The organism is Levilactobacillus humaensis, assembly GCF_024345185.1.
Classification (GTDB): domain Bacteria; phylum Bacillota; class Bacilli; order Lactobacillales; family Lactobacillaceae; genus Levilactobacillus; species Levilactobacillus humaensis.
Genome location: NZ_BROB01000006.1, coordinates 89,679 through 106,852 on the forward strand (window position 1 = coordinate 89,679; position 17,174 = coordinate 106,852).

At 49.3% G+C, this 17,174-nt stretch carries 13 protein-coding genes; all 13 read left to right on the forward strand.

Annotated features, from left to right (window positions below; all coding sequences use genetic code 11):
• Positions 1-19 precede the first annotated feature (19 nt).
• The 13 genes from pcrA (at position 20) to OCU14_RS03455 (ending at position 17,088) form a co-directional block, all read left to right on the forward strand.
• Positions 20-2,248, forward strand: coding sequence for a DNA helicase PcrA (gene pcrA, locus OCU14_RS03395; protein WP_373875068.1), 2,229 nt, complete (start codon positions 20-22; stop codon positions 2,246-2,248).
• 22 nt (positions 2,249-2,270) lie between these two features.
• A complete protein-coding gene (gene ligA, locus OCU14_RS03400; RefSeq protein WP_261809788.1) occupies positions 2,271-4,304 on the forward strand; it encodes an NAD-dependent DNA ligase LigA in 2,034 nt (677 codons plus the stop codon).
• On the forward strand, positions 4,301-5,473 hold the full coding sequence (locus tag OCU14_RS03405; protein ID WP_261809789.1) for a CamS family sex pheromone protein: 1,173 nt from the start codon (positions 4,301-4,303) through the stop codon (positions 5,471-5,473). Before ligA ends, OCU14_RS03405 begins: the two co-directional genes overlap by 4 nt.
• A 158-nt stretch (positions 5,474-5,631) precedes the next feature.
• Positions 5,632-5,943 (forward strand): Asp-tRNA(Asn)/Glu-tRNA(Gln) amidotransferase subunit GatC, encoded by a 312-nt coding sequence (gene gatC, locus OCU14_RS03410; RefSeq protein ID WP_057879216.1) that lies wholly within the window; start codon positions 5,632-5,634, stop codon positions 5,941-5,943.
• Positions 5,944-7,413: an Asp-tRNA(Asn)/Glu-tRNA(Gln) amidotransferase subunit GatA gene (gatA, locus tag OCU14_RS03415; protein WP_261809790.1), complete on the forward strand. Its 1,470-nt coding sequence runs from the start codon at positions 5,944-5,946 to the stop codon at positions 7,411-7,413.
• Positions 7,413-8,834: an Asp-tRNA(Asn)/Glu-tRNA(Gln) amidotransferase subunit GatB gene (gene gatB / locus OCU14_RS03420; protein WP_261809791.1), complete on the forward strand. Its 1,422-nt coding sequence runs from the start codon at positions 7,413-7,415 to the stop codon at positions 8,832-8,834. Before gatA ends, gatB begins: the two co-directional genes overlap by 1 nt.
• Before the next feature lie 18 nt (positions 8,835-8,852).
• Positions 8,853-9,869 (forward strand): diacylglycerol kinase, encoded by a 1,017-nt coding sequence (locus OCU14_RS03425; protein WP_261809792.1) that lies wholly within the window; start codon positions 8,853-8,855, stop codon positions 9,867-9,869.
• A gap of 63 nt (positions 9,870-9,932) precedes the next feature.
• Positions 9,933-11,300 carry a 23S rRNA (uracil(1939)-C(5))-methyltransferase RlmD gene (gene rlmD / locus OCU14_RS03430; RefSeq protein WP_261809793.1) on the forward strand — a complete coding sequence of 456 codons (1,368 nt, stop codon included), beginning with the start codon at positions 9,933-9,935 and terminating at the stop codon, positions 11,298-11,300.
• Between the two features lie 178 nt (positions 11,301-11,478).
• Positions 11,479-12,999 (forward strand): gamma-glutamylcysteine synthetase, encoded by a 1,521-nt coding sequence (locus OCU14_RS03435; protein WP_261809794.1) that lies wholly within the window; start codon positions 11,479-11,481, stop codon positions 12,997-12,999.
• A gap of 232 nt (positions 13,000-13,231) precedes the next feature.
• Entirely contained in the window at positions 13,232-13,627 is a 396-nt protein-coding gene (gene rbsD / locus OCU14_RS03440) for a D-ribose pyranase (protein WP_125573670.1), read from the forward strand.
• A 31-nt stretch (positions 13,628-13,658) separates the two neighbouring features.
• Entirely contained in the window at positions 13,659-15,143 is a 1,485-nt protein-coding gene (locus tag OCU14_RS03445; protein WP_261809795.1) for a sugar ABC transporter ATP-binding protein, read from the forward strand.
• Complete coding sequence (locus OCU14_RS03450; protein ID WP_057879208.1) at positions 15,140-16,117, forward strand: ABC transporter permease subunit; 978 nt, start codon at positions 15,140-15,142, stop codon at positions 16,115-16,117. The genes OCU14_RS03445 and OCU14_RS03450 overlap by 4 nt, the downstream gene beginning before the upstream one ends.
• A 14-nt stretch (positions 16,118-16,131) precedes the next feature.
• A complete protein-coding gene (locus OCU14_RS03455) occupies positions 16,132-17,088 on the forward strand; it encodes a substrate-binding domain-containing protein (RefSeq protein WP_261809796.1) in 957 nt (318 codons plus the stop codon).
• The last annotated feature ends 86 nt before the right edge of the window (positions 17,089-17,174 follow it).

Below are 17,174 nucleotides of genomic sequence, written 5' to 3' on the forward strand. Positions count from 1 at the left end.
AGAAGAATTGTTAACTGGCATGAATGATAAGCAGACGGAGGCCGTTCTCCAAACGGAGGGCCCTCTGTTGGTATTGGCGGGTGCCGGTAGTGGCAAGACCCGAGTATTGACGCACCGAGTGGCATATCTCATTGAACACAATAATGTGATGCCTTGGCGGATTCTGGCGATTACCTTTACGAATAAAGCCGCTAAGGAAATGCGCGAGCGGGTCGCCAAACTCTTGGGGCCAGATGGCCGCGACGTATGGGTTTCCACGTTCCATGCCTTGTGTGTTCGGATCTTGCGTCGCGATGCTGATAAATTAGGGTACAATCGGGCGTTTACGATCGCCGATCCCGGTGAGCAACGGACCCTGGTTAAGCGAGTCTTACAAGACTTGAATTTGGATGTGAAGAAGTTCGATCCCCGTTCCGTTTTAGGGGCCATTTCGAACGCTAAAAATGCCTTACAGACACCGGCCATGATGCGCGCAGCCGCTGGTAATCCTTTTGAGGAAACGGTGTCGAATGTTTACGAGAACTACCAGCGTGAACTCAAGGCGAACCAGGCCATGGATTTCGATGACCTGATCATGCTGACCATCAAGTTATTTAAGGAAAATGACGATGTGCTGGGTTACTACCAAGAAAAGTTCCAGTACATTCACGTTGACGAATACCAAGATACCAACGATGCGCAGTACACGCTGGTAAACATGCTGGCTAAGAAGCACGGCAATCTCTGTGTTGTTGGGGATGGCGACCAAAGTATCTACGGTTGGCGGGGTGCCAACATGGAAAACATCCTGAACTTTGAACATGATTATCCCAGTGCCCACGTGACACTGTTGGAACAGAACTATCGGTCAACCAAGACCATCTTACAGGCCGCTAACGACGTGATTCAGAAGAACGTTAACCGGAAGAAGAAGGATCTGTGGACCGAGAATCCCGAGGGCGACAAGATCTCCTATTACCGGGGTCAAAATGAAAACGACGAAGCCCATTATGTGGTGGCCAAGATTCAAGAGGAACGGACGCAGAATCACCATGACTACGGGGATTTTGCAATTCTGTACCGGACCAACGCGCAGTCACGGGTGATTGAAGAAACGCTGGTTAAGGCGAATATCCCTTACACCATGGTCGGGGGCCACAAGTTCTACGACCGTAAGGAAATCAGAGACGTCCTGGCTTACCTGACGTTAGTGGCTAATCCCGCGGACTCCATGAGTCTCGAACGAATCATTAACGAACCCAAGCGAGGGATCGGGGCTACGAGCCTGACCAAGCTCCGGGAGTTCGCCGAATTCAATGATTGGACGGAACTCGAAGCCACCCAGAACATTAGTCTGGCCAATAACCTGGGGACCCGAATTCGCAATTCGATGGAAAAGTTTGGGTTGACCATCAAGGCCATTCAGGAGGCCGCACCAACTAGTGGGGTCTCCGATATTACCAACCAAATTTTAGATGAGACGGGCTACATGAAGGCCTTGAAAGCCTCTAAGTCCCTGGAAGCCGAAACCCGAATTGAAAATATCGAGGAATTCCTGTCCGTGACCCAGAAGTTTGATACGGATTGGGACAACGCCGATCACGACGAGGATGAGGACCGTCTAGTTGAATTTCTAGCTGATTTAGCCTTGGTTTCTGCCCAAGACGACGTGGAGGAAGAACCTGCTGAGGTCACGTTGATGACGTTGCATGCGGCTAAGGGACTAGAATTTCCAGTCATCTTCCTCATGGGGCTGGAAGAGGGGATCTTCCCTCTGTCCAGAGCGATGCTTGAAGACGATGAGCTCGAGGAAGAACGGCGGTTAGCATACGTGGGTATCACGCGGGCCCAGACCAAGCTTTATTTGACGAATGCGTATTCCAGAATGCTTTACGGTCGCCGGCAAACGAATCCCCAGTCCCGTTTTGTGACCGAAATCGAACCAGAACTGCTTCATTTGGATTACAGTGAAACGAAGTCTGGGCTGACACCAAGTCGGCGTGACTTACCATTTGAACGGCGGACAGCCAGTGCCGTTGCGACACCTTATCGCGGTAAGACCGGTCGCGTCAGTGAATCCGGCGGAACCGGTGCTGGCAAGGTTACTTGGGGTGTGGGTGACAAGGCCAGCCACAAGAAGTGGGGTATCGGAACCGTGGTTAAGGTTAACGGGACCGGTGAAGATGCCGAACTCGATATTGCCTTTCCAGAACAGGGTGTCAAGCGGCTCTTAGCAGCGTTTGCCCCAATCAAACGAGTGGATGACTAGAAGTTAACGTGGGAGGAAAACAATGACTGACAAACCTACTAATACTTTAACGGAAGAACAGGCCGCTACTGAGGCCGCTAAGCTCCGTCCTCAGCTCTTAGCCTGGGGAAAACAATACTATGATGCCGATGCGCCTTCGGTAGAAGATGACGTCTACGATCGCGTGTATGCTCGGTTGGTCGCGCTGGAAGAAGCCTTTCCTGCCATCGTGACACCGGAGTCGCCAACACAGCACGTGGGTGGCACCACCCGTGGTGACTTACCTAAGGTGGCGCATACGATTCCCATGCTTTCCCTAGGGGATGTCTTCTCCTTGGAAGAACTGAGTGAATTTAACGATCGCCTGCGGGCCAACGTGGACGAGGACTTTGACTACAATTGTGAATTAAAGATTGATGGTCTGGCGATTTCCTTACGCTATGAGAACGGGGAATTTGTTCAGGGATCCACACGAGGAAACGGGCAAATTGGGGAAGACATTACGGCCAACCTCAAGATGATTTCCTCCATCCCACAGACGCTGAGTCGTCCGCTGACCATCGATGTGCGCGGTGAGTGTTACATGCCTAAGGCGGCCTTTCTCGCGCTTAACGAGCGTCGTGAGGCCGCAGGGCAGGCACCATTTGCCAACCCACGGAATGCCGCGGCGGGTTCGTTGCGTCAACTGGATACTCAGGTGACGGCGGACCGGAAATTGGCGACCTTCATGTACAACATTGCGGATTATGAACCGCTGAATACTCGGACCCAGAGTGGGTTGCTCGACGAGCTAGCGGAGTTGGGTTTCACGACCAATCCAGCCTATCAAGTTGCCCACAACATGGACGAGGTGAATGCCTATATCGATACCTACCAGGCCCAACGTTCCGATCTTCCCTATGGGATCGATGGGATCGTCATTAAGGCCAATTCGTTGCCACTTCAACGGGCGATCGGGGCAACGGTGAAGGTGCCTCGCTGGGCGATTGCCTACAAATTCCCACCAGAAGAGGTCCAAACAATTGTCGAGGATATCGAATGGACGGTTGGTCGGACGGGGATTGTGACGCCAACGGCGGTCATGGATCCCGTGGTTTTAGCCGGAAGTACGGTGGCCAGAGCGTCATTACACAATCCAGATTACCTGCAAGCCAAAGATATTCGGCTGGGCGATACGGTGTTGTTGCACAAGGCTGGAGATATCATTCCAGAAATCTCACAGGTTGTGGCCGACAAACGGCCAGCCGATGCCGAAGTCTACCCGATTCCGACACACTGTCCTTCCTGTGGGGCCGAGTTAGTTCACCTAGACGAGGAAGTTGCCTTACGGTGTATCAACCCGAACTGCCCGGCACAACTGGCCGAGGGGATGAATCACTTTGCCTCCCGGAATGCCATGAACATCGCGGGCTTAGGTCCTCAGATCGTGGCCCAGTTATTTGATCGCCAGCTGGTGACCAATGTGGCCAGTCTCTACCGGTTAACGGCGGACCAATTATTAACTTTAGATAAATTTGGGGAGAAGTCGGCCCAAAACCTCTTGACAGCCATTGACAATAGCCGCAATAATTCATTAGAACGTTTGCTGTTTGGGTTAGGTATTCGTCACGTGGGCGCCAAGGCTGCGCGGTCATTGGCCGCAGATTTTGGCGATCTCGACAGCCTCATGGCCGCCGATAGCGAGACGATTGCTGCCATTGATACCATCGGTGGCATTATTGCCGATAGCGTCGTGACCTACTTCAGCAGTGAGCCAGTTCAAGCATTGATGCAAGAGTTAGCCACGGTGGGGGTTAACCTCACCTACACTAGTGGTCCGAGTGAGCCGGTCGATCCGACGGGCACCTTCGCCAATCAACGTGTGGTTCTGACGGGAAAGCTCAATGAGCTGACTCGACCGGAAGCGACGGCTTGGTTGGAACAACACGGGGCGACCGTCACAGGGAGTGTCTCGAAGAAGACCGACCTGTTGATCGCGGGGGAAGCCGCTGGAAGCAAACTCACGAAGGCCCAGAGCCTCGACATTCCCATTTGGAATGAGGCCCGGCTGTTAGCAGCGATGAATGAAAACAAATGAAGACCTTTAGGAGGAAACAAGTCGTGAAACGGTTACGAATCTTGATTGCGTTAGCCACAGTACCGTTATTTTTGGCTGCGTGTGGTAATTTAAGTAGTTCCAACATGTCTTCTGGTTCGGGTTCCAACAAGACGGGGAGTACCCAACTGACCGGCCAGTCGACGGATGGCGACTACGAAGGGGTCATTAAGAGTGGCCACTACCAGACCAGTAAGTCACGGGGAGTCACGAACAGTCAGGACTCCGGGAACACCTATAATTTGAAGAGCTTTGAAACGGGGATGTTGAACGTCTCCAAGAAGGTCTTTTCAACCAAGAAGTACGTCTTCCAGGAAGGTCAATACCTGAGTTCATCCACGGTTCAGAACTGGTTAGACCGTCAGTCGAAGTCTAATGACACGGGATTGAATCCCAAAGACAATGGTTCAAAATCACCTAACAAGCGAAATCCAGTTTACATCCAGGCACTGGAAGAACAAGACTACATGACGCAAAAGAACAGTAAACTTTCGCTCAGTGGGGTGACTGTTGGGATCGCCGTGAACTCCGTGGACTACTACAAGAAGGAACAGTACGGGGCCACCTACGAGACCAAGATCAGCAAGGCAGCCGGCCTGGCATACGCCAAGAAGGCCGCCAACACTGTTTTGAAACGGATGCGCCAGAAGTCAGCCTTGAAGAACGTGCCGATCGTGATTGCTATTTACCGGCAGGCTTCTAACGACAGTCTGGTGGGGGGAACCTTCATGGCTTACTCTCAGAACAAGGCAGGCGCCACGACGGTCAATAGCTGGACGGCATTAGGTCAGAAGAACGTGGTCTTTCCAGTTGAAAGTGGAGAAACGGCACCGAACAGTAATGATGCCAGCTCCTTTACCAACTTTAAGTCGCAGGTCGAGAACTTCTTCCCGAACTTGAGTGGGGTGACCGCTCAGGCGCAATACGACGGGAACACGTTACAGGGGATGCACGTGAACATTAATACCCAGTTCTACAGTCAAACGGAAATCATCAGTTTCACACAGTATCTCCAGACGGCGGCCCAGAAATACCTGCCAACCGGCGTGCCAATTGACGTCAAGGTTTCTTCGACAGATGGTGTTCAGAGTTACCTGTCACGGGCAAGTGGCGAAAAGAAATTCACGAGTCACGTCTTTAATAGTTATTAAACAGATTGCGAGTCGGTGGCCGTCAGTTGAACGGTTGCCGATTTTTTGTCATTATCCTTTGTCTGACGTGGATATATGGTAAAATGGCAATGTATGTTTATCTTTGGATTTTAGAAGGTAAATGGTGAATGCGGATAAATTAGAAAGAGGGATAATTGATGGCTAATCGAATTACTCGAGAACAAGTTCAACACGTTGCCGGATTGGCAAAGCTTGAATTTACGGATGCCCAGTTGGACGCGTTTACGCCCCAACTTGACGACATTATTGGCCTGTTTGAGACGCTGAGTGAAGTCGATACGACCGGTGTCGAAGCAACCAGTAGTGTTTCTGACCAATTAAATGTGATGCGTGAAGATGTCGCCGATAACTGGGGACAAAGTGAGGCGTTGTTAAAGAACGCGCCGGACGCTGCCCGCGGCTTCATCAAGGTACCAGCCATCATCGATGAAAGCGAGGATAATGAATAGATGAACTACTTTAACCAAGATCTCGCTAGCCTCCACGCCGACCTGGTTGCCAAAAAGGTCAGTGCCAAGGAATTAACCCAAGCGACACTCGACAACATCAAGGACACGGATACCAAGATTGACGCTTTCTTAAACCTCAATGAAGACGCCGCCTTGGCTCAGGCCGCAAAGATTGATGAGGCCGGTATCAGTGAAGACCAGCCATTGGCCGGAATTCCTGTGGCTTTAAAAGATAATATTGTGACCAAGGGTCTGACGACGACTGCTGCCTCTAAGATGTTAGAGGACTTCAAGCCGGTCTACGATGCCACGGTTACTGAAAAATTGGCCGCTGCGCAAATGATTACGGTCGGGAAGACCAACCTGGATGAATTTGCCATGGGTGGATCGACCGAAAACTCTGCCTTCAAGCCAACGAAGAATGCCTGGGACCAAACTAAGGTTCCCGGTGGGTCTTCTGGTGGTTCTGCGGCCGCAGTGGCTTCTGGTCAAGTGCCAGTTGCCCTGGGTTCAGATACCGGTGGTTCGATTCGGCAACCCGCTTCATTTAATGGAATCGTTGGTATCAAGCCAACGTATGGTCGCGTGTCTCGTTGGGGCCTGATCGCCTTCGGGTCAAGTTTGGATCAGATCGGACCTTTGACTCATGGTGTTAAGGACAATGCCACGGTACTGAGTGCCATTGCCGGCCATGACGATCACGATTTAACCAGTTCGACGCAGGCCGTTCCTGACTTTGCCGCCGACTTAAACGACGCCACGAGCGTCAAGGGCTTACGCATTGGTTTGCCTAAGGAATACTTAGCCGATGGGGTCAGTGATGACGTCAAGGCTGCGATTCTGGCCGCTGCCGACACCTACCGTAAGTTAGGAGCCACGGTTGACGAAGTTTCCTTACCACATAATAAGTATGGCGTTGCCGCCTACTACATCATTGCGTCTTCCGAAGCTTCCTCTAACCTGCAACGGTTCGATGGGATTCGTTATGGCTACCGGGCCAAGGATGTTCAGAACTTGGAAGATGTTTACGTGAAGTCTCGTTCCGAAGGATTTGGCGACGAAGTTAAGCGCCGGATCATGTTAGGGACGTTCTCATTGTCCGCTGGGTTCTATGACGCCTACTTCTTGAAGGCTGCCAAGGTCCGGACGGTGATCATGAATGACTTCAAGGCTATCTTGAAGGATCATGACTTCATCATGGGTCCCGTTGCGCCAACACCAGCCTTTGGTTTGGGTGACGAAATCAAGGATCCCATCACGATGTACATGAATGACGTTTTGACGATTCCCGTTAACTTGGCTGGACTGCCAGGTCTTTCCCTGCCAGCCGGCTTCAGTAATGGATTACCCGTTGGGATGCAACTGATCGGCCGTCCATTTGACGAAAGTACGCTTTACCGGGCCGGGTACGCGTTCGAACAGAGCACGGACTTCCATACCCAACTTCCAACGTTAGGAGGTCAAAACTAATGAACTTTGAAACGACTATTGGACTTGAAGTCCACATTGAGTTAAAGACCCATTCAAAGATCTTTAGCCCATCACCAGTGGCCTACGGGGCCGAGACTAACGCCAACACCAACGTCATCGATTGGGGATACCCTGGGGTATTGCCAACGACCAACAAGGGTGTTGTCGCCGATGGGATTATTGCTGCCTTGGCATTGCACGCCACTGTTGAGCAGCACACCCACTTCGACCGGAAGAACTACTTCTATCCGGATAACCCGAAGGCCTATCAAATCACGCAATCCGACAAGCCTATCGGTCACGATGGCTGGGTTGAGGTTGACGTGGATGGTGTGAAGAAGAAAATCGGAATCTCCGAGATGCATATCGAAGAAGATGCCGGGAAGAACACCCATGAACGCGATTATTCTTACGTCGATTTGAACCGGCAAGGGACGCCATTGATTGAAATTGTTTCTAAGCCAGACATTGCTTCGCCAGCCGAAGCCTATGCCTACCTGGAAGCCTTACGTCAACGGATCCAATTTACCGGGATCTCCGATGTAAAGATGGAAGAAGGATCCATGCGGGTCGACGTTAATATTTCCGTTCGTCCCGTGGGTCAAGAAAAGTTTGGGACTAAGACCGAACTGAAGAACTTGAACTCGTTTAACTACGTGCAACGGGGACTTGAGTACGAAGAAAAGCGGCAACAGCAGGTCTTAATGGCCGGTGGCGCCGTGCAACAGGAAACTCGTCGGTTCGATGAAAAGACCGGCGAAACGATCCTGATGCGGGTCAAGGCCGGTGCCGATGACTACCGGTACTTCCCAGAACCCGATCTGCCAGCACTGAACATCAGTGACGAGTGGATCAAGGAACTCGGGGATGCCATGCCAGAAATGCCAACTAAGCGGCGGGAACGTTACGTTAACGAGCTTGGTTTGACGGATTATGACGCTATGGTTATCACCCAAACCAAGGAAATGTCAGACTTCTTCGATGCAACGGTTGCCTTGAAGGCTGATCCTAAGATGGCGGCTAACTACCTGCAAGGGGACGTTAACGCCTTCCTGAACGACAATCACGTTGATTTACAGGCAACGAAGCTGACACCAGATAACTTGGCCGGCATGATCAACTTGATTTCCGATGGGACCATTTCTAGTAAGATGGCCAAGAAGGTCTTCAAGGCCATCACCAATGGTGAAGAACCTAAGGCCTTCGTCGAAGCACATGGCTTAGTTCAATTGTCCGATCCAGCTAAGCTCCAACCGATTATTGATGACGTCCTAGATGCCAATCCACAATCGATTGAAGACTTTAACAACGGGAAGAAACGTGCCGTTGGTTACCTGGTTGGTCAAATCATGAAGCAAACCCACGGACAAGCTAACCCGCAGGTTGTCAATCAGTTACTGATGACAGCCTTAAAGCAATAAGAACAATGGAGGCACAGCATGCGTAAACGGGCAAGGGTGATCTACAATCCAACCTCAGGACGTGAGGCATTAAAAAAAGATCTGATTGATATTCTGGCAGTGTTTGAACAAGCCGGTTATGAAACCAGTGCATATGCAACAACTGCCGCCCCGGATTCGGCACAGAGTGAGGCAACGCGCGCCGCTAAGGCCGGGTTTGAACTCATTGTGGCTGCCGGTGGTGATGGGACCATCAACCAGGTTGTGAACGGGATTGCTGGGTTACCCCATCGTCCGAAGATGGCCATCATTCCGGCCGGAACGACCAATGACTATGCGCGGGCCTTACACATTCCACGTGAGGATCCGTTAGCGGCAGCCAAGGTGGTTCTGAAGAATCAAACCATCAAGATGGACATTGGTCAGGCAGGCGAAGCCTACTTTATTAATATTGCCGGTGGGGGCTTACTGACCGAGTTAACCTACGATGTGCCGTCCAACTTAAAGTCGATCTTCGGCTACCTGGCCTACCTGTTGAAGGGTGCCGAGTTGTTGCCACGGATCAAGCCGATTGATATGGACTTGACCTATGACGATGGCCATTTCCGAGGGAAGGCGTCGATGTTTCTCTTGGCGCTGACCAACTCCATCGGGGGCTTCGAGCAGATTGTGCCCGACGCTGCCTTGGACGATGGTAAATTTACGATGATTATCGTGAAGACTGCCAGCATGCCGGAAATCCTGCGGTTGATGGGCCTCGTCTTAAACGGCGGGAAGCATATCAACGATCCCCACATTATTTACAAGAAGACCAGCAAGGTCATTGCACGGCCGGTAGAAGACCGCATGATGATTAACCTGGACGGTGAATACGGTGGCGATGCACCAATGAAATTCACCAACTTGGCCCAACACATCGAAATGTACGCCAATCTCGACGACATTCCGGATGCGGCGGTTACCAATGAATCACCGGAGGTCCTTGAGGCCGAAGAAAAATTCGTCAAGCAAGTGGAAAGCTTACCCGACGGATCAACGACATCAACGGAAGATTAAGATACTGAAGGGATTTTGCACGGCATTTTCAGGGCAAGATCCCTTTCTCATTAAGGAGAACGAATGAAAACTAAAGCACCCGTAACAAAGAACGAACGCCTCGACGTCACCATTGCCGATTTAACTTATCAGGGAATGGGTGTCGCTAAGGTTGATGATTTCCCTCTGTTTATCGAAAACGCCTTACCAGGTGAAGAACTCACGATTCAAGTGACGAAGGTCCAGAGCCACTATGGTTTTGCCCGTGCCGTGACTTGGAAGACGGAATCCCCTGACCGGGTAAAGGATGTCGATAAGACGTACCGTCAGACTGGGATTGCGCCACTGCAACACTTGGCTTACCCAGCCCAATTGACTTTCAAGCAACACCAAATTGCCGAACTCTTCAGTAAGGCTCACGTCGATGTTGAAGTTGCCCCAACGCTGGGGATGGCTAACCCAACCCAATACCGGAACAAGGCCCAAGTACCTGTTCGCAAGGTTAAGGGACAGTTGGAGACCGGCTTCTACCGTCAACACAGCCATGACTTGATTCCATTGACGGATTTCTACATTCAAGACCCAGCCATCGATGCGGCCATTGTCAAGGTCCGCGATTTGCTCCGTCAGTTTGAGATTCCAGCTTACGATGAAATTAGTGACAAGGGTGTCTTACGGACGATCATGGTTCGTCGGGGCTACTACAGTCATGAAATGATGATTGTGCTGGTTAGCCGGACGCAAAAGATTCCTAGTCAGGCCCAACTGGTCGACCAGATTCACAAGGCCTTGCCAGAGGTTACCAGCATCGTCCTGAACGTTAACGCCAAGAAAACGAATGTCATTATGGGTAACGTGACGCGGACGTTGTACGGTAAGCCAACCATCGAGGATAGCCTGTTAGGTTTGACCTTCGCTATTTCGGCCCGGTCATTCTACCAAGTGAACCCCCAACAGACTGAAAAACTTTACCAAATGGCCATCGACAAGGCTGGTTTAACTGGTAAAGAAACCGTGATCGATGCCTACTGTGGGATCGGGACGATTTCATTGGCTTTGGCTAAGCATGCCAAGCAAGTTTACGGGGTCGATGTGGTTCCTGAAGCCATCGAGGACGCCAAGGTTAACGCGCAGAAGAACCATTTGAGCAACGTGACTTTTGAAGTGGCTAAGGCCGAATCACAAATGGCTAAGTGGCAAGAAGACGGCATCAAGCCCGACGTTGTGGTGGTTGATCCCCCACGCAAGGGTCTGGCCGAAAGCCTGATCGATTCCACTGCCAAGATGGGTCCTAAGAAGGTCGTCTACGTCAGCTGTAACCCAGCAACGTTGGTTCGTGACGTGGTTCGTTTCCAAGAACTCGGCTACGACATTGACGGGGCTATTCAGCCCGTTGACCAATTCCCACAAACACCACACGTGGAAAGTGTCACGGTTTTAGTTAAGAAGTAATTTTTAAACGGTTTTGAGGTGTCTGGATGCGAGTCCGGGCACCTTTTTTGCTCCTTGATTACCGGTTAGGGGCGTTTACAAAAATTTATTTCGTAAAAAGGAACAATATCAGTGACACCGTCGCCATTTTTGTTTACACTTTAGTAAACCAAGTCTAAGGTCAGGGGATGTTACCGCCATGTTAGAAAATCTATTAGCGGTTATTCGTGAAGAAAATTTAGCAGAACAGTTGTATCACAGTTTAATTGGTGTGGAAGTTGAAGAGCAACGAATCGATCCGCATGGTCGGCTGAGTCGTCGTCCCCATCCCAGTACCTTAGGTTCCCGGACCTTCCACCCGTACTTTCAAACGGACTTTACTGAAAGCCAACTCGAAGTCATTACGGACCCCAATCCAAATATTGGCGGAACGTTAGATCAGTTAGATACCCTGCAAACGGTGGCTTATCGTTCTTTAGAAGGGGACGATCGCATCTGGCCGTTTAGCACGCCACCCAAGATGGATGACACTGACTGGCAGTTTTTAGCCGATCACTTCGATCGACCGGCTATTCGGCCTTACCGGTCTTATTTGGTCAAAAAGTATGGCTTACAACATGGCAGTCTGACCGGTGTCCATGTGAACTACAGTCTACCGGACCCAGTCTTACATCGGTTATTCAGCCACTATACGCAGGAGTTCACGTCTATTGTGGCCTTCAAGAATGCCCTGTACTTCCGTTTGGCCCAGAACTTCGTGCGCTACCAGTGGTTATTGACCTATCTCTTTGGGGCCAGTCCCGTGGCCGAGGAAGGGTTCTTTGACCCGATGCCATCGGAATTGAGCCAACCGGTGCGGAGTATTCGCAACAGTCGTTTCGGATTTGTGAACCGCCCAGATGAGCAGGTCACGTATACGTCCCTAGAAGCGCATTTAAACCAGCTCCAGCGTTTGATTGACAATGGCACGTATTTCTCCGCTCACGAGTTCTACGGGCCTGTGCGGCTTCGAGGACAGGACAACCAGCGAGACTATCTCACCGGTGGCATTCGCTACCTGGAATTACGAGACTTCGATAACACGCCATTCATACCAAATGGGGTTAGTCGTCACGCGCTGTATTTCTTAAAGGTCTTCATGATTTATCTCTTAACGCAACCGTTGCCGACCCAAGAGCTGGAACAACAACTCGCCGAGGCCCAGACGCGAAATAAGCGAGTAGCGTTGGAGAATCCATTGGAACCGACGCAGTATCAGGCCGATGGCGAACGGGTCTTCCAAGAATTACGAGAGATGACCGATCAACTCCAGATTCATGCGGAGCAAACCTCGGTTATTGATGATCTTGAAGAGGTGCTCACGCATCCCGAACTGACGCCGTCTGCCAAGATGGTGGCTCACCTGCAGGATGGGAGTCTCATGGCTTATGGTCAGGAGATTGCAGCCGACTGGTATCGTCAACGGGTAGAGGCCAAGCCACTATTGCCTCGTTTGAAGCAGGTTAGTGATCAGACGCAGCGATTTGTCATGACTGCCTTGCAACTTGGCGTGAAATTCTTTCAAGTTCGCGACGAGGAGGGTGACGATTTACTGATGTTTACATTCAATGGGGTCACCCAGGTTCTTCAGGAACGAGACACTCAGGATCCTCATCCAGAGGTCAAGTTACGGCGTCTATTCCCTGATCTACCGGCGTTACCGGAGTCTTTGCACTATTAGAATAGTATTAGAATGATTAGAACGCGCATCCAAGAGATGCGCGTTTTTTTTGAAAAACTTATGAATTTTTATTGAAAGCGCTTTTCTTTTGTGGTATCTTAGGTCTTGTAGAAATAATGTAAACGGTTTTACGAACGGTGTCTCGGTTCAAGCCTCGCGACTTAGTGGCTCAGGTAAAACCATTTACCTTATGAAGAATCTGCAAGTGTTCTGAAAGGTGGATAAGGCAGGAATGAAAAAGACAACAGTTATTAATTCTGATTTGTCACGGGTCATCTCCCAAATGGGACACTTCGACACGTTGGCTATCGGGGATGCCGGAATGCCAGTTCCTAAGGGAACCGAAAAGATTGATTTAGCCGTGACTAAGCAACTTCCAAGTTTCTTAGACGTCCTAAAGAATGTCTTAGCTGAATTACAGGTACAACGTATTTATTTGGCAGAAGAGATGAAGACCGAGAATCCGGACCAATTATCAGCGGTTCTGCAATTATTACCGGATGTCGATGTTAAGTTCATCCCACATGATCAAATGAAGCAAGACTTGAGTAAGTGCCACGCATTCGTCCGTACAGGCGAAATGACACCGTTCTCAAACATTATATTGGAAAGCGGCGTAACGTTTTAAGCTGCGACTTGCAAAAGGAGGTTTGGCGTAAATGCAAATTGATATGCAGCATATCTCAAAATCATTCGGTTCTAACGAAGTTTTAAAAGATGTCAATTTCTCCGTGAAGGGCGGCGAGGTTCACGCGCTCATGGGCGAAAACGGTGCTGGTAAGTCTACGATGATGAACATTCTTACCGGGTTGCTGGAACCAAATAGCGGGACTATCTTGGTTGACGGTAAAGAAACCCACTTTGACAACGCGTTGGAAGCCGAACAACACGGGATCGCATTCATTCACCAAGAAATGAACAACTTCGGTGAGATGCCGGTTCTGGATAACATGTTCTTGAACAAGGAAATCAAGAAAGGTTTCGGCCTGATTGACAATGCAAAAATGAAAACGATTGCACAAAAAGCCTTGGATCAACTGGACATGAAGGTTGATTTCTCTCAACCAATTGGTGAATTATCAGTTGGGCAACAACAAATGATTGAAATTGCCAAGTCACTGATGACCGATGCCAAAATTATCATCATGGACGAACCAACGGCGGCTTTAACCCAAGACGAAATTCAAAAGTTATTCGTCGTTATCCGCAAGCTTCGTGACCAAGGTGTTGGGTTGATTTACATCTCTCACCGGATGGAAGAATTGTTTGAAATCGCTGACCGCGTGACTGTAATGCGTGATGGTTTAACCATTAATACGTACAACACGGCTGATACGAATGTTAAGCAAATCGTCCACGACATGGTTGGTCGTGACATGGGGGACTTCTATCCAGAACGTCATCCTAAGTACGGTAAGACAATGTTGGAAGTTTCTGGTTTGACGAACAGCAAGTTCAAGGATGTCAGCTTCTCAGTTCGCTCCGGTGAAGTCCTCGCCTTCTCAGGTTTGATGGGTGCCGGTCGTACTGAAATTATGCGGGCAATCTTCGGGATTGACAAGTTGGATGCCGGGACCATCAAGGTTGACGGTAAGGAACTGGTCATCAAGAATCCTAACGACGCTATCAGTCATAACGTTGGGTTCTTAACTGAAGACCGGAAGACGGAAGGTTTAATCCTCGATGCAACGTTAGCTGATAACATTGACTTACCAAGTATCGACGGGTTCTCCAAGCACGGTTTAATCGACGAAAAGGCCGACAAAGACTTCGTTGACATGTTACTGAAACGCCTGAACGTTAAGGCTAACGGTCGTGATGATGAAGCAGGTAGCCTCTCTGGTGGTAACCAACAAAAGGTTGTCTTGGCTAAGTGGGTTGGATCTGGTTCGCAAGTTCTGATTTTGGATGAACCAACTCGTGGTGTCGACGTTGGTGCCAAGCGTGAAATCTATGATCTCATGAATGAATTAACCGATCGTGGAACAGCTATTATTATGGTTTCGAGTGATTTGGATGAAGTGCTTGGTTTCTCTGACAAGATCGCGGTGGTCTACGAAGGTCACCTGATGGATGTCGTCGATACTAAGGATGCTACGCAAGAAAGTATTATGACGTTAGCAACAGGAGGGAAAAACGAATGAGTAATCAAACAGAAGCAGAGGCAAAGAAAAAATTTAGTTTTGGCGACTTCTATAAGAAACTAGGACCAATGGTCGCCTTAATCGTATTGATTGTTTTAGTTTCAGTACTTAACTTCTCGTTCTTGGATCCGTTAAACTTACTGAACTTATTACGTCAAGTTTCAGTTAATGCTTTAATCGCCTTCGGGATGGAATTTGTTATCTTAACCGGTGGGATTGATTTATCCGTTGGGGCCATCGTTGCCTTGAGTGGTGCCTTCACCGCTCAACTGGTATTAGCCGGTGTGCCAACGCTCTTATCTCTTTTAATCGGGATGTTAACCGGTGCCATCTTCGGTGCCATCAACGGTGTTATCATCGCCTATGGGAAAGCTGCACCATTTATCGCCACTTTGGCAACGCAAACCATTTTGCGGGGTGCTACTTACGTCTTCACCAAAGGTAACCCAATCACTGGGACTAAGATGAGTAACAACTTTGGCTTCCAATTCTTTGGCCAAGGTTACTTATTCGGAATTCCATTCCCAGTTTACATTATGGCTATCTTCTACATCTGTGCTTACATTCTGTTACACCGGACCACGTTTGGTCGTAAGACTTATGCTTTAGGTGGTAACCCTAAGGCTGCCTTCGTTGCTGGTGTTAAGAACAACAAGATGATTATCTTAATCTACACGATTGCTGGTTTCTTATCAGCCGTTGCCGGTGCTATCTTGACTTCACGTTTAGCTTCCGCACAACCTGATGCCGGGAATGCCTACGAAATGGATGCCATCGCCGCCGTTGTTTTAGGTGGGACTAGTCTTGCCGGTGGGAAAGGTCGTATGTTTGGGACCTTAATTGGTGCTTTGATTATTGGTGTCCTGAACAATGGGATGAACTTACTGGGTATCTCCAGTTTCTACCAACAAATCGTAAAAGGTATCGTGATCTTAGTTGCCGTCTTACTCGATAGAAAACAAGCTAAAGCTTAGGGGGAAGGTTCCTTATGAAAGGGAAAAAATATTTAGTCGTACTACTGACCGTATTTGCTGGCTTCTCAATGTTCCTTGCCGGATGTAAAGCCGTCTCCTTGACGCCACCATCCTTCGGAACAACTAAAACTGCCAAGAAGAGTCAAAAAGACTTAAAGATTGGGGTTTCACTGTCAACCTTGAGTAACCCATTCTTCGTTTCCGTCCGTGACGGGATTACGAAGGTTGCTAAGGAAAACGGGAGCTCAACTCAAATCTTCGATGCTCAAAACGACAGTGCCAAGCAATCTAACGACGTTGAAGATTTAATTCAAAAGAAGGTTGACGTTATTATCATCAACCCTGTTGACTCTGACGCCATTGCTACTGCTGTTAAGGATGCTAACAACGCTGGTATTCCAGTTATCGCCTGTGACCGTGGGTCTAACGGTGGTAAGTTGTTAACGACTGTTGCTTCTGATAACGTTTTGGCCGGGAAGATGGCTGGTAAGTTTATGATGAGCCAGTTGAACAAGAACGACCAAATCGCTGAACTTGAAGGTACCCCAGGTGCCGATGCTGCTATCCAACGTGGGAAAGGTTTCAACAACACGGTTAAGGGTACTTTAGACATCGTCACTAAGCAAACTGCCAACTTTGACCGTGCGCAAGGGATGTCTACTACTGAAAACATCTTACAAGCTCACCCTAAGATTAAGGGTGTCTTCGCTCAAAACGATGAAATGGCTTTAGGTGCTATCAAGGCTATCAACGACCCAGATATGGTTGTTGTCTCCATCGATGGTGGGGAACAAGGACTCAAGGCCGTTAAGTCTGGTAAGATTACGGGTATCATTGCCCAATCACCAAAGGTTGAAGGGGAATTAGCTGTTAAGGCTGCTTACAAGCACTTTAAGGGCCAAAAGGTTCAAAAGGCCACGCCTTCACCAATTCACTTGGTTACTAAGAAGAACGTCGACAAGTTCGAATAGTCTCTAATGAATTAAAAAATACTAAGCTTAGAGGCATAAGAGTTATCCGACGGGATGCTCTTATGCCTCTATTACTTTATAGTGGT

What these genes read in the sequence shown, in the direction of transcription:
- pcrA (WP_373875068.1), top strand. Translation starts at nt 20, where the DNA reads ATGAATGATAAGCAGACGGAGGCCGTTCTCCAAACGGAGGGCCCTCTG.
- ligA (WP_261809788.1), top strand. Translation starts at nt 2,271, where the DNA reads ATGACTGACAAACCTACTAATACTTTAACGGAAGAACAGGCCGCTACT.
- OCU14_RS03405 (WP_261809789.1), top strand. Translation starts at nt 4,301, where the DNA reads ATGAAGACCTTTAGGAGGAAACAAGTCGTGAAACGGTTACGAATCTTG.
- gatC (WP_057879216.1), top strand. Translation starts at nt 5,632, where the DNA reads ATGGCTAATCGAATTACTCGAGAACAAGTTCAACACGTTGCCGGATTG.
- gatA (WP_261809790.1), top strand. Translation starts at nt 5,944, where the DNA reads ATGAACTACTTTAACCAAGATCTCGCTAGCCTCCACGCCGACCTGGTT.
- gatB (WP_261809791.1), top strand. Translation starts at nt 7,413, where the DNA reads ATGAACTTTGAAACGACTATTGGACTTGAAGTCCACATTGAGTTAAAG.
- OCU14_RS03425 (WP_261809792.1), top strand. Translation starts at nt 8,853, where the DNA reads ATGCGTAAACGGGCAAGGGTGATCTACAATCCAACCTCAGGACGTGAG.
- rlmD (WP_261809793.1), top strand. Translation starts at nt 9,933, where the DNA reads ATGAAAACTAAAGCACCCGTAACAAAGAACGAACGCCTCGACGTCACC.
- OCU14_RS03435 (WP_261809794.1), top strand. Translation starts at nt 11,479, where the DNA reads ATGTTAGAAAATCTATTAGCGGTTATTCGTGAAGAAAATTTAGCAGAA.
- rbsD (WP_125573670.1), top strand. Translation starts at nt 13,232, where the DNA reads ATGAAAAAGACAACAGTTATTAATTCTGATTTGTCACGGGTCATCTCC.
- OCU14_RS03445 (WP_261809795.1), top strand. Translation starts at nt 13,659, where the DNA reads ATGCAAATTGATATGCAGCATATCTCAAAATCATTCGGTTCTAACGAA.
- OCU14_RS03450 (WP_057879208.1), top strand. Translation starts at nt 15,140, where the DNA reads ATGAGTAATCAAACAGAAGCAGAGGCAAAGAAAAAATTTAGTTTTGGC.
- OCU14_RS03455 (WP_261809796.1), top strand. Translation starts at nt 16,132, where the DNA reads ATGAAAGGGAAAAAATATTTAGTCGTACTACTGACCGTATTTGCTGGC.